12 protein-coding genes are annotated in these 11716 nt (G+C 68.5%); 9 read left to right on the forward strand and 3 right to left on the reverse strand.

Features of this window, described 5'->3' with window-relative positions; translation table 11 throughout:
• Positions 1-6: 6 nt before the first annotated feature.
• The gene (locus ABIB42_RS08125) at positions 7-1155 is read right to left on the reverse strand and encodes a serine hydrolase domain-containing protein (protein ID WP_005664503.1); all 1149 of its coding nucleotides are present in this window, start codon (positions 1153-1155) and stop codon (positions 7-9) included.
• An 83-nt stretch (positions 1156-1238) separates the two neighbouring features.
• The gene (locus ABIB42_RS08130) at positions 1239-2351 is read right to left on the reverse strand and encodes a porin (protein ID WP_429248198.1); all 1113 of its coding nucleotides are present in this window, start codon (positions 2349-2351) and stop codon (positions 1239-1241) included.
• Positions 2352-2527: 176 nt separating this feature from the next.
• Between ABIB42_RS08130 and ABIB42_RS08135 the strand changes: the two genes are divergently transcribed.
• From ABIB42_RS08135 to mnhG, 8 genes are all read left to right on the forward strand, one after another.
• Entirely contained in the window at positions 2528-3070 is a 543-nt protein-coding gene (locus ABIB42_RS08135) for a hypothetical protein (protein ID WP_429248199.1), read from the forward strand.
• Between the two features lie 152 nt (positions 3071-3222).
• Positions 3223-4104, forward strand: coding sequence for a universal stress protein (locus tag ABIB42_RS08140; protein WP_429248200.1), 882 nt, complete (start codon positions 3223-3225; stop codon positions 4102-4104).
• Between the two features lie 60 nt (positions 4105-4164).
• Complete coding sequence (locus ABIB42_RS08145) at positions 4165-7077, forward strand: monovalent cation/H+ antiporter subunit A (protein ID WP_312163370.1); 2913 nt, start codon at positions 4165-4167, stop codon at positions 7075-7077.
• Positions 7077-7421 (forward strand): Na+/H+ antiporter subunit C, encoded by a 345-nt coding sequence (locus ABIB42_RS08150; protein WP_005664496.1) that lies wholly within the window; start codon positions 7077-7079, stop codon positions 7419-7421. Before ABIB42_RS08145 ends, ABIB42_RS08150 begins: the two co-directional genes overlap by 1 nt.
• Complete coding sequence (locus ABIB42_RS08155) at positions 7418-9082, forward strand: monovalent cation/H+ antiporter subunit D (RefSeq protein ID WP_005664494.1); 1665 nt, start codon at positions 7418-7420, stop codon at positions 9080-9082. The genes ABIB42_RS08150 and ABIB42_RS08155 overlap by 4 nt, the downstream gene beginning before the upstream one ends.
• Positions 9079-9609, forward strand: coding sequence for a Na+/H+ antiporter subunit E (locus ABIB42_RS08160; protein ID WP_005664492.1), 531 nt, complete (start codon positions 9079-9081; stop codon positions 9607-9609). The genes ABIB42_RS08155 and ABIB42_RS08160 overlap by 4 nt, the downstream gene beginning before the upstream one ends.
• Entirely contained in the window at positions 9593-9871 is a 279-nt protein-coding gene (locus ABIB42_RS08165; RefSeq protein WP_005664490.1) for a K+/H+ antiporter subunit F, read from the forward strand. The genes ABIB42_RS08160 and ABIB42_RS08165 overlap by 17 nt, the downstream gene beginning before the upstream one ends.
• Positions 9868-10239 (forward strand): monovalent cation/H(+) antiporter subunit G, encoded by a 372-nt coding sequence (gene mnhG / locus ABIB42_RS08170; protein ID WP_219861791.1) that lies wholly within the window; start codon positions 9868-9870, stop codon positions 10237-10239. Before ABIB42_RS08165 ends, mnhG begins: the two co-directional genes overlap by 4 nt.
• A 2-nt stretch (positions 10240-10241) precedes the next feature.
• Here the strand turns inward: mnhG and ABIB42_RS08175 are convergent, their stop codons facing one another.
• Positions 10242-10802: a putative glycolipid-binding domain-containing protein gene (locus ABIB42_RS08175; RefSeq protein ID WP_005664487.1), complete on the reverse strand. Its 561-nt coding sequence runs from the start codon at positions 10800-10802 to the stop codon at positions 10242-10244.
• Positions 10803-11118: 316 nt separating this feature from the next.
• Between ABIB42_RS08175 and ABIB42_RS08180 the strand changes: the two genes are divergently transcribed.
• Positions 11119-11652 (forward strand): gluconokinase, encoded by a 534-nt coding sequence (locus ABIB42_RS08180; RefSeq protein WP_005664485.1) that lies wholly within the window; start codon positions 11119-11121, stop codon positions 11650-11652.
• Positions 11653-11716 lie beyond the last annotated feature (64 nt).

Consider the following 11716-nt stretch of genomic DNA (forward strand, 5'->3'; position numbering starts at 1 on the left):
GACCATTCACGGCCGGGACGCGCCGTACCAGCCGTATTCCCAGCGCCACGGCATGTCGTTCTCGCCCAGCGCCAGGCGCGCAATCTCGGGGAAGATGCGCTCGGCGCGCACGTCGTTGGACAGCATCACCAGGCAGCGCCGGCGCGCCTCCAGGCAGATCGCCATATTGCCGGTGCTGTCGTTGTGCCCGCCCTTGAACCATCCGCGCCCGCTGCGGTCCTGGAAGGTGACCACGCCCAGGCCGGCCGCCAGTCCCGCTACCTGCGCACCGGGCCGCGACACCAGGGTCGGGAACTGGCCGGCGCTCAGGATCGGCAGTTGCGGGCGCACCATCTCGGCGCGCATCCGGGGGCTCAGCGCGTCGCCGCGCACGAGCGCCGCCCACATGCGGGCCTGGTCGGCGATCGTGGTGTCCATCGAACCGGCGGCGGTGACGGCGCCGCGCTGGTCATGCGGCTCCATCTTGCCCTCCAGGGTATAGCCGTCGGCCAGGTTGGCGGCGAAGTCGGGCCGCCAGCGCATGGCGGTATTGGGCATGCCGAGGCGGTCGAACACGCGCACCTGCATCTCGCGGCCGGCATCGAGTCCGAGGCCCTGCTCGACGATCAGCTGCAGGATGTACATGCCTTCGGCCGAATAGGCGTAGCGCGCGCCGGGGTCGAAGTGAAAGCGCAGCTTTTCGTCCGGCTCCAGCCAGCGGAAGTTGGCGAAGCCGCCGGCGTGCGTGAGCAGGATGCGCGGCGTGAGCCGGCGCCAGCGTTCATCCAGCGCCAGGTCGCTGAAATCCCGGCGCTCGCCCAGGCGGTACTCGGGCAGGGGCTTGGGCAGCAGCTGCGTGAGCGGGGCGTCGAGATCGAGCCGGCCTTCGCTGGCCAGCTGCAGCAGCATGTAGGCGAAGGCGGTCTTGGTCAGCGAGGCGCCATACATGACGGTGTCGGGCTGCAGCGGCAGGCCGCGCTCCAGGTTGCGCTTGCCGTAGGCCGCGACCTTGACCACCCGGCCCTCGTCGATCAGCGCCAGCGCCAGCCCCACCACCTTCTGGCGCGCCATCAGGGCCTCGATGTCGGGGTCGGAAAAACCAGGGTCGGGCCCGCGCGGCGCGCCCGAACAGCTGACCAGGAACAGCGACACGACTGCCATCAACAGCGCTTTCATCGGCTTCTCCTCGGTTGAATTTCCATATCGGCGGCGGGACAACCAAGTGTAGCGCCAGGATGGGCGCCGGACAATCTCAGGGATCAGAAGGCGTGGCGCAGGCCGAGCGCGGCGCCCTTCAGGGTGGCGCCGGGCGCCGCGTCCAGGCTGTTGATCGCGAAGTCATAGCCGCCGTTCTCCTCGTTGTCGAGGTGGGTGACATAGGCATACACCGTGCTGCGTTTCGACAGCGTGTACTCGTAGCCGAGCGTGACGTGGGTGGCGCCGGTGTCGGGTCCGCCGCGGATGAAGCCGACCCGGTTGCCGCCGGTGCCCTTGCCGTCGCCCTTTCCATCACCAGCATGCGCCAGCCCGAGACGCAGGCCGTGCGCGCCGAGTTGATGGGTGACCGAGACATACCAGGCATTGCGATCCAGGCCGCCGCCGGCGGTCACGTATTCCAGGCGTTCGGCCAGCAGCGCCACCCGGGTGTCGCCGAAGCGGCGCGCCACGGCCAGCTTGGTGCCGCTGTCGCGCAATCCCGGCCCCTGGTATTCGTGGTGTCGCTCGTGGGCCAGCGTCGCATACCACGGCCCCTGTTCATAGACCACCGCGGCCGAGGTCAGGGATGGCCTGGCGCCGCTGGCCGGACGTTCCTCCGCCAGGCCGTGGGTCAGGCGCAGGCCGACACCCTTCCAGGGCCGGCTCCAGTAATGGATGGAGTTGGCCTGGCGCCGGTCGAAGGAAGACAGGTTGTTCACGTTGTCGACCGCCGCCCCGGCGCCGTTGCCGATGATGCTCATATAGCCGGCGGTGGTCGGATAGAAGGGGTCGAGGCCCGACGTCGCGCCATTGTAGGCGGTGACCCAGTGACCGGCGAACAGCGTGCCGAAGCCGCCATCGAGGCCGATCCGGGTATCGCGGCGCGCGAGCTCGCCCGCGCCGGTATCGAGCGAGAGCGTGCCTTCGACCTGGAAGATGGCGCTGACCCCGCCGCCCAGGTCTTCGCTGCCCCGAAAGCCCAGCACCGAGCGGTTGTTCGAGACCCGCTGCTGACTCAGGCGCGGGCCGTCGGCGGTGGCGGACGCCTTCACATATTCGGCCGCCGCGTTCAGGCGGCCGTACAGCTGGACCTGGGTCTGGGCCTGGCCGTGGGTCTGGGCGGCGGCGACGCATGCCGCCAGCGCCAGCGCACTGCGGCGCGAGTATTTACTCATCGAGATTCTCCTTGCGGGAATTGTCGGCCACGGGGCCTGTCCCGGCCTATCCCCAATCGAGGGGAGTCCCATCCCCCCATTCGTGTTGGTTTTACGTGGCTTTACATTTCCCGCCCTGCGCCGCGCGGCCGGCCCGGCCGTTAATCATGGACGACAACCCGCAACAGGAAACGACCATGATCGACAGCATCGGCGGCGCCAGCGCCGCACAGGCGGCATATGCCCCAACCCCGAAGAAGAACGACGAAGCGGCGCTTGGCCCGGCCTCCACAGTCACGTCACCGGACGCCGAGGCGACGCCACCGGCGCCCAGCCAAAGCGCCGAGTCGGCGGCGGCGGCGCGCCTGGGCGACGAATTGAATGCTCAGGCCGACGCCGCGCGCGTGCAGCGCGCCGTGGACGCATCGCCGGCATCGGCCACGGCGTCAAGCGAGGACAGTGACGCGGCCGAGGAAACCGGAAGCGCCCAGGACCCGGCCGCGGCGGCGCCGGCGCCGGCTGGCGGCGCCGGTGGCGCTGGGGGCGCTGCAGCGTCCTCGGAGACCACCGACACCGACTACATCGCCGAAGCCGACACCAATTCGGACAAGACGGTCAGCGACGAGGAACGTGCCGCCTACGAGGCCAAGCTGCGCGAGCAGAACGAGAAGCAGGCCGAGGTGCGCGCCGCGTATGGACAGGACGTGGGCACCACGCCGGCGCTCGACGTTACCGCCTGACGCAGAGATCCGGGTCGACGATGCGCGAAAATGCTGCACTGCACCCGGAGTTATCCGAAGTAAATTCAAAATAACTGAAGAAACGCGTTGTAGTCAGGTCATCAACTACGGTAGAGTGTCGCCTTCCGAGAAGACTTTCCATGAGGCGGCGCATGCCAGACCGTAGCCCGACTACGCCCCGCGGATTGTTGCTTGCGACGGACCTGAGCGCCCGCTGCGACCGGCCCCTGGAACGCGCCAAGCAGCTGGCCGACGAATTTTCACTACCGCTGGTGGTCCTGACGGTGCACGACGCGCCCCAGGCGCCCGGCGAAGTGCTCCAATGGCAGGGCGGCGACGCCGGACGCGAACACCAGGAACGCGCGGCGCGCGCCGAGTTCGCGCGCGAGTTCGCCGGCTCGCCCCTGCAGGTCACCCAGCGTTTCGCCACCGGCCCGGCCGCCGCCGCCATCCTCGACGGCGCGGCCACCCTGCCCGGCGCCATCGTGGTCGCCGGCGCCTCGCAGCACGACAGCCTGGGCGACCTGCTGCTCGGCTCCACCGTCGAGAAACTGGCGCGCGCCCTGGCGCAGCCACTGCTGGTGGTGCGCCAGCGCGTGCGCGGCCCCTACCGCCGCATCATGGTCGCGACCGACTTCACGCCGGCCGCGAAGCTGGCGCTGGAAACGGCGGCCAGCCTGTTCCCGCAGCGCCGGCTCACCGTGTTCCATGCGCATGACGCCGAAGCGCTGGCGCCCGACGCGCGTCCACATGCGGAACTGATCCGCTTCCTGGACGGCTGCGCGCTGCCGCCCGGCGTCCGTGAGCTGGTCGACCCGGTGATCGGCGAAGGCGAACCGGCCTCGCAGCTTGCGCGCCATGTAGTGGATAATAGTATTGATCTGGTCGTGCTCGGCCTGCATGAAGAATCGGCGCTGATGCGCCTCCTGACCGGTAGCCGCAGTGAATACCTGCTGCAGGCAGTCGTGTGCGACACGCTGCTCGTGCGTCCCCCTGTGCGCCCTGGAGAATATGATGAGAATGAAGAAACCTGAAACCGCCCTGCGCCTCTGCGCGCGCCGCTACATGTCGCACTGCCCCGAAGGATGATGTCGATGACCTCACTGCCACTGATCCTGCTCGTCCTTCTTCCCTTCGCCGGCGCCTTCGTCGCCGCCTGCCTGCCCAATGGGTCGCGCAACCGTCCTGCCATCGCGGCCGGCGCGTTCACCCTTTTGGCCCTTCTCTTCGCCATCTCCCAGTTCGGCCGGTTGGACGCCGGCGAAGTCCTGCAGTCGCGCCACAGCTGGCTGCCGATGTTCGGCCTCGACATCATCATCCGCATGGACGGCCTGGCCTGGCTGTTCTCGATCATGGTGCTCGGCATCGGCCTGCTGGTGATCCTGTACGCGCGCTACTACATGTCCAAGCGCGACCCGGTCGCGCGCTTCTACGCCTACATGCTGGCCTTCATGGGCTCGATGATGGGCGTGGTCCTGTCCGGCAACCTGATCCAGCTGGTGGTGTTCTGGGAACTTACCAGCCTGACGTCCTTCCTGCTGATCGGCTACTGGCAGGAGAGCAACGACGCCCGCCGCGGCGCGCGCATGGCCTTCACCGTCACCACCGCCGGCGGCCTGTGCCTGCTGGCCGGCGTGCTCACGCTCGGCCATATCGTCGGCAGCTACGAGCTCGAGGCGGTGCTGGCGGCCGGCGACCAGATCCGCGCCCATGCGCTGTACCTGCCGGCGCTGGTGCTGATCGCCCTTGGCGCGCTGACCAAGAGCGCGCAGTTCCCGTTCCACTTCTGGCTGCCGCACGCGATGGCGGCGCCGACCCCGGTGTCGGCCTACCTGCACTCGGCCACCATGGTCAAGGCCGGGGTGTTCCTGCTCACGCGCCTGTACCCGGCCCTCGGCGGCACGCCGGAATGGACCTGGATCATCGTCGGCGCCGGCGCCACCACGCTGGCGCTGGCCTCGTTCTTCGCGATCTTCCAGAACGACATGAAGGGGCTGCTGGCCTACTCGACCATCAGCCATCTGGGCCTGATCACCTGCCTGCTGGGCATCGGCACCCCGCTGTCGGTGGTGGCGGCGGTGTTCCACATCATGAACCACGCGATCTTCAAGGCCTCGCTGTTCATGGCGGTCGGCATCGTCGACCACGAGACCGGCACCCGCGACATGCGCGTGCTGCGCGGATTGCGCAAGGCGATGCCGGTGACGGCCGCGCTGGCGATCGTGGCCTCGGCCTCGATGGCCGGCGTGCCGCTGCTGAACGGCTTCCTGTCCAAGGAGATGTTCTTCGCCGAGACCGCCCACGTGGGCGGCAGCGAAGACTGGACCCTGTCGTACGTGGCGGTGGCGATGGGCATCTTCAGCGTCGCCTACTCGCTGCGCTTCATCAGCGTGTTCTTCGGCCGTCTTGCGAAAGACCTGCCGCAAGAGCCGCACGAACCGGCGCGCTGGATGCGCTTCCCGGTCGAGTGCCTGGTGGTGCTGTGCATCGCGGTCGGCGTCATGCCCGAGCGCGTGGTCGGCGACGTGCTGGCCGTCGCATCGGGCTCGGTGCTGGGCGCCGCCATGCCCGAATACGACCTGGCGATCTGGCACGGCTTCAACCTGGCGCTCGGGATGAGCGGCGCCGCGCTGGTGCTGGGCGCCCTGCTGTACTGGGTGCTGCTGCGCCGCCACGACCTGCGCGAGCGCACCGAAGTGCCGGTGCTGCATCGCCTGAAAGGCGCGCAGGCCTACGAGAACACCATGCTGGCGCTGTCGACCGGCGCCAGCGCATTGATTCGCTGGACCGGCACCCGCCGCCTGCAGCCGCAGATGCTGGTGCTGATGGCCTTCATGGTGGCCACGCCGCTGCTGCTGGTCGACCCGCTGCCCGCCATTCCGACCCTGAGCGTGCACGCGCTCGACCCGCTGTTCGCAGTGCTGTGGATCATCGGCGCCGGCTGCGCGCTGGGCGCGGCCTACAACGCCAAATACCACCGCCTGGTGGCGCTGGCCCTGGTCGGCGGCACCGGCATCGTGACCGCGATCACCTTCGTCTGGCTGTCGGCGCCCGACCTGGCGCTGACCCAGCTGATGGTGGAAACCGTGACCACGGTGCTGATCCTGCTCGGCCTGCGCTGGCTGCCGCCGCGCTTCGCCCCGCCCGGCCTCAAGCAGCGGGCGCCGGCCAGCACCTGGTTCCGCCGCGGGCGCGACGGCTTCATCGCCGTCGCCGGCGGCCTGGGCATCGCCGCCGCCAGCTATGCGATCTTGAGCCTGTCCCCGCCGCCCTCGATCGGCGAATTCTTCGTGCTGCGCGCGCTCACCGAAGGCGGCGGCTCGAACGTGGTCAACGTGCTGCTGGTCGACTTCCGCGGCTTCGACACCATGGGCGAGATCACCGTGCTGTCGGCCGTCGCCCTGACCGTCTATGCCCTGCTGCGCCGCTTCCGCCCTGCCACCGAATCGATCGCGATTCCGGTGCAGCAGGCCAGCGACGTCGATCCGGCCGTCACCCAGACCCCGGCCGAGCAGGCCTCGAGCGGCTACCTCATGATTCCGGCGGTGTACCTGCGCATGCTGCTGCCGGTGATGGGCGTGATGGCGGCCTACTTCTTCATGCGCGGCCATAACCTGCCGGGCGGCGGCTTCGTCGCCGGCCTGATCTTCGCCACCGCGCTGATCGTGCAGTACATGGTGGCCGGCACCGACTGGGTCGAATCGCACCTGCGCCTGCGGCCGCACCGCTGGATCGCCTGGGGCCTCGCGTGCGCCGCCTTCACCGGCATCGGCGCCTGGTTCCTCGGCTACCCGTTCCTGACCAGCCACACCGCCCACCTCACCCTGCCGATCCTGGACGAGATCCACGTCCCGAGCGCCTTCATGTTCGACCTGGGCGTGTTCCTGGTGGTGGTCGGTTCCACCATGCTGACCCTGGTCGCGCTGGCCCACCAGTCGCTGCGCAGCCACCGCGCGGCGGCCGACGCCACGCGCGCCACCATCCCGCCCGCCAAGGAGATCTTCTGATGGAGCTCGTCATTTCGCTCGCCATCGGCATCGTGTTCGGCTCCGGCATCTGGCTGATCCTGCGTCCGCGCAGCTTCCAGGTGCTCTCGGGCCTGATGCTGATGTCGTATGCCGTCAACCTGTTCATTTTCATCATGGGCCGCCTGTGGGTCGACGCCCCGCCGCTCACGCCCGCCGGCACGACGCCCAATCCGGCCGTCCTGGCCGACCCGCTGCCGCAAGCCCTGGTGCTGACGGCCATCGTCATCGGCTTCGCCACCACCGCGCTGTACCTGGTGGTGATGATCGGTTCGCGCGGCCTGACCGGCACCGACCACGTGGATGGCAAGGAGCCTGAATTATGAGTTTGCACTGGACCCAGCACCTGATCCTGGTGCCGGTATTGCTGCCGCTGCTGGTGGGCGCCGCCCTGGCCCCGCTGACGCAGGGCTGGCACCGCCTGAAGTACTGGCTCAGCTACGCCTCGCTGCTGGGCCTGCTGGCGACTTCGCTGGCGCTGATCTTCATGACCGACGGCGGCCACTGGCAGGAAGGCATGGGCATCTACCTGGCCGCCAACTGGAGCGCGCCGTTCGGCATCGCCCTGCTGGCCGACCGCCTGAGCGCCATCATGCTGCTGCTGACCGCGGTGCTCGGCCTGGCCTCGCTGCACTTCACCCGCACCCGCTGGGGCCGGATCGGCGTGCATTACCACACGCTGTTCCAGTTCCTGCTGATGGGCATTAACGGCGCCTTCCTGACGCACGACCTGTTCAACCTGTTCGTGTTCTTCGAGGTGATGCTGGCCGCGTCGTATGGCCTGGTGCTGCATGGGTATAACGCCGAGCGCATTCGCGCCAGCATGCAGTACATCGCGATCAACCTGGCCGCCGCCCTGCTGTTCCTGCTTGGCACCGCCCTGATCTACGCCACCACCGGCACCCTGAACATGGCCGACCTGGCCGCGCGCGTGCCGCTGCTGGCGGGCGAGGAACTGGCCCTGTTCAAGGTCGGCGCCAGCGTGCTGGCGCTGGCCTTCCTGACCAAGGGCGCCATGTGGCCGCTGGGCTTCTGGCTGCCCACCACCTATGCCGCGGCCTCGCCGCCGGTGGCGGTGATGCTGGTCCTGATGACCAAGGTCGGCGCCTACGTCATCCTGCGCCTGTGGCTCCTGATCTTCTCGGACAACGCGGGCGCCGCCGCCGGCTTCGGCGGCGACGCGCTGCTGTATGCCGGCATGGCGACCATCGTGTTCGGCGCCGCCGGCATGCTGTCGACCGACACCGCCGGCCGCATGGCGGGCTATGGCGCGATCGTCTCGTCCGGCACCCTGCTGGCGGTGATCGGCTACGGCCAGCCGACCCTGGTGACGGCCGGCATCTACTACCTGATCGGCTCCACCATCGCGGTGGCCGCCTTCCTGCTGCTGATCGAGCTGATCGACCGCATCCGCACCCCGCGCTCGGCGATGCTGGCGCTGACCATGGAAGCGTTCGCGGTCGAGGATGCGCCGGACGAGCCGACCGGCCGCGGCGTGCCGGCCGCGATGGCCTTCCTGTCGCTGGCCTTCGCCGCCTGCGCGCTGATGATCGCCGGCCTGCCGCCGCTGTCGGGCTTCGTGGCCAAGTTCGGCATGTTCCACGCGCTGCTCAATCCGCAGGTCGACGCGGTGTCGGGCGCGGCCGCGATCTCCGCGTCCGGCTGGACCCTGATGGCCCTGATCATCGTCTCGGGCCTGATCGCCGTGATCTCGATGATGCGCTTCGGCGTGCGCACCTTCTGGGCCAGCGGCGCCACCGAGCCGCCCAAGGTGCACCGCTCCGAAGTGGCGCCGATCCTGTTCCTGCTGGCGCTGTCGGTCCTGATGACCGTGCAGGCCAATCCGCTGTTCGGCTACCTGGCCCGCGCCAGCGACGACATCCACCGTCCGGGCGCCTACATCGGCCGCGTGCTGGCCGAGCCGACCGTGCCGGGACCGGTATCGAACCCGGCGCCCGCGCCCCTCTCGCCCAAGGAGGCGCCATGACCCGCTGGCTTCCCCATCCCTTCGTGTCGCTGGCGCTGTGCGGCCTGTGGCTGCTGCTGAACCAGACCCTGTATCCTGGCCACATCCTGCTCGGCGCGCTGTTCGGCATCGCCGGCCCGGTCCTGACCCGCCACCTCAACCCGCTGGGCTACCCGCGCCTGCACAAGCCCATCGTCGCGCTGCGCCTGCTGGGCTTCGCCTCGGTCGAGGTGGTGCGCTCCTGCCTCAACGTGAGCAAGGTCATCCTGTTCGCCGACTATGCCAACCTGAACTCGCAGTTCATCCGCGTGCCGCTCGACATGCGCGACCCCTACGGCCTGGCGGCGCTGTCCTGCCTGATCAACATGACGCCGGGCACGGTGTGGACCGAGCTGCAGCCGAGCGCCGATTCCGACAAGCTCGAGCTGGTGCTGCACGTGTTCGACCTGCACGACGCCGCGTGGTGGGTCGACACCATCAAGACCCGCTACGAACAGCCCCTCATTCACATCTTCGACACGGAGGTCCGCCATGGCGACCCTGCTTGAACTCTCGATCGGCTACGCCCTCGTGTGCGTGCTGGCGGCCATGGCGCTGTGCGCCGGCCGCCTGCTGATCGGCCCCTCGGCCCACGACCGCGTGCTGGCCCTCGACACCCTCTGGATGTGCGGCATGCTGCTGGCCCTGGTGCTGGGCATCCGCTTCGGCACCCAGGTCTATTTTGAAGTGGCGATGCTGATCGCGCTGGTCGGCTTCGTCTCGACCATCGCGATGGCCAAGTTCCTGATGCGCGGGGAGATCATCGAATGACCGGCATCGAACACCTGCCCGACTGGGCCGCCCTGCTGGTCTCGCTGCTGCTGATCCTGGGCGCCAGCATCATCCTGATCGGCGCGCTCGGCCTGATACGCCTGCGCACCTTCTACCAGCGCATCCACGGCCCGGCGATCACGGTCACGCTGGGCGCCGGCAGCCTCCTGATCGCCTCGATGCTGTACTTCACGGTGGCGCAGTCGCGGCCGGTCGTCCACGAGATCATCATCACCGTGTTCGTGCTGCTGACCGCGCCCGTGGTGTCGATGATGATCATGCGCGCCGCCGTCTACCGCGACCTGCGCGCCAAGAAAGGCGACGCCGGCGCGACCGCGGGCGAGGTGTACACCATCTCGCGCGAGTAGGATCAGTCCAGGCGCTGGAACAGGCCTGGATAGTGCACCACGAGGCCGTCGGCATCGGTCTCGATGTCGGCCCGGAAGGGATCCGACAGGCTCTCGAAACGGTAGCGTCCCTCGCCCAGCAAGGAATAGGCCTGGCGCGAGGGCATCACGGCCGCCCCGGGCAAGGTGACGTAGGCCACCCGGACTTCCCGGCGCTCGCGCAGGGCCTCGCCCAGGCGCCGGATCGGCAGGGTATTGGTGAATGGCGTGCACGTCAGGTCGACGTCGATGCAGCCGTCCAGCGCCGGCAGCGGCGCGCCGTCCGGGCCGCTCCATCTTCCTTCGCCATCGGCGCGCAACAGCAAGTGGGCGCCGCCGGCCAACCTGACCTGGACCTGGCGCACCCGCCAGTGCGCATCGCAATGGATCGCGTAGCTGCAGCCGAACAGCCTGCCCTCGTACGGCGTGCCGGAATCCGGCCCGATCACCACGCCTTCGGCAACGACGCCTTGTGGCGTGCCGCGGATCGCGACATATTCCAGGCCGTTTCCTTCTTCCGTTGCCCAGCGCAAGCGGCGTTCCATGGTCGTCCTCGCTTTCTGCGTGCGTGATCGGTTCCAACATAGCCGATTCCAGTCACGCGCACATGGCGCCGTCGAGTAAATACAACATTGCGAAAAAATAGATTGCGCGTCGCAACAATGTTAGCGCTATCAGATTTTCATGGTGCTTTCTGAGTGAAAAACCGCTGACGCCCCCGCTTGCGTCCCCGGCAAAGCGGCAAAACCGCCCCCGGATCACATTGCATTGCAACATCGATAACGTGTTTACAAAAAAAATTAGCTGAACAACACTCCGAAAAACGCGATGTTAGCGCTAACGGTCTATCGAGGAGAAACGATGTCAGCATCCAGCGTCAACACCCCGTCCCAACCCGCCGGCGCCCTGCGCTGGGTCGTCATGGGCGTCAGCGGATCGGGCAAAAGCACGATCGGCGCCGCCCTGGCCAGCCACTTCGCCGTCCCCTTCCTCGAAGGCGACGCCTACCACCCGGCCAGCAACGTCAGCAAGATGACGGCCGGCATCCCGCTCGACGACGACGACCGCGCCGGCTGGCTGGACGCGCTGGCGGCCGAGATCGGCCAGGCCCGCAGCCGGGGCCAGGGCCTGGTGCTGTCCTGCTCGGCCCTCAAGCGGCGCTACCGCGACCTGCTGCGCATGGCCGACCCGGCGCTGCGCTTCGTGCACCTGGCCGGGCCGCGCGAACTGATCGCCGTGCGCATGCACGGCCGCCCCGGCCACTACATGCCACCCTCGCTGCTCGATTCGCAGCTGAGCATCCTCGAACCGCTGCAGGCCGACGAAGCCGGCCTCACGCTGGACATCACCCTGGCGCCGCCGGCGCTGGTGGAACGCATCACCAGAAGCGCCTGAACCACGACGTCCGAATTACGACACCTGAACCACGGCCCTGGCACCGGGGTTCGGCAAGATTCAT

Origin of the sequence: Massilia sp. UYP32 (assembly GCF_050434365.1) — a bacterium.
GTDB lineage: Bacteria > Pseudomonadota > Gammaproteobacteria > Burkholderiales > Burkholderiaceae_D > Telluria > Telluria timonae.

Coding starts and splice junctions, on each gene's coding strand:
- ABIB42_RS08175 (WP_005664487.1), bottom strand. CDS start 10,802: ATGGAACGCCGCTTGCGCTGGGCAACGGAAGAAGGAAACGGCCTGGAA.
- ABIB42_RS08155 (WP_005664494.1), top strand. CDS start 7,418: ATGAGTTTGCACTGGACCCAGCACCTGATCCTGGTGCCGGTATTGCTG.
- ABIB42_RS08180 (WP_005664485.1), top strand. CDS start 11,119: ATGTCAGCATCCAGCGTCAACACCCCGTCCCAACCCGCCGGCGCCCTG.
- ABIB42_RS08150 (WP_005664496.1), top strand. CDS start 7,077: ATGGAGCTCGTCATTTCGCTCGCCATCGGCATCGTGTTCGGCTCCGGC.
- ABIB42_RS08135 (WP_429248199.1), top strand. CDS start 2,528: ATGATCGACAGCATCGGCGGCGCCAGCGCCGCACAGGCGGCATATGCC.
- ABIB42_RS08165 (WP_005664490.1), top strand. CDS start 9,593: ATGGCGACCCTGCTTGAACTCTCGATCGGCTACGCCCTCGTGTGCGTG.
- ABIB42_RS08130 (WP_429248198.1), bottom strand. CDS start 2,351: ATGAGTAAATACTCGCGCCGCAGTGCGCTGGCGCTGGCGGCATGCGTC.
- ABIB42_RS08140 (WP_429248200.1), top strand. CDS start 3,223: ATGCCAGACCGTAGCCCGACTACGCCCCGCGGATTGTTGCTTGCGACG.
- mnhG (WP_219861791.1), top strand. CDS start 9,868: ATGACCGGCATCGAACACCTGCCCGACTGGGCCGCCCTGCTGGTCTCG.
- ABIB42_RS08125 (WP_005664503.1), bottom strand. CDS start 1,155: ATGAAAGCGCTGTTGATGGCAGTCGTGTCGCTGTTCCTGGTCAGCTGT.
- ABIB42_RS08160 (WP_005664492.1), top strand. CDS start 9,079: ATGACCCGCTGGCTTCCCCATCCCTTCGTGTCGCTGGCGCTGTGCGGC.
- ABIB42_RS08145 (WP_312163370.1), top strand. CDS start 4,165: ATGACCTCACTGCCACTGATCCTGCTCGTCCTTCTTCCCTTCGCCGGC.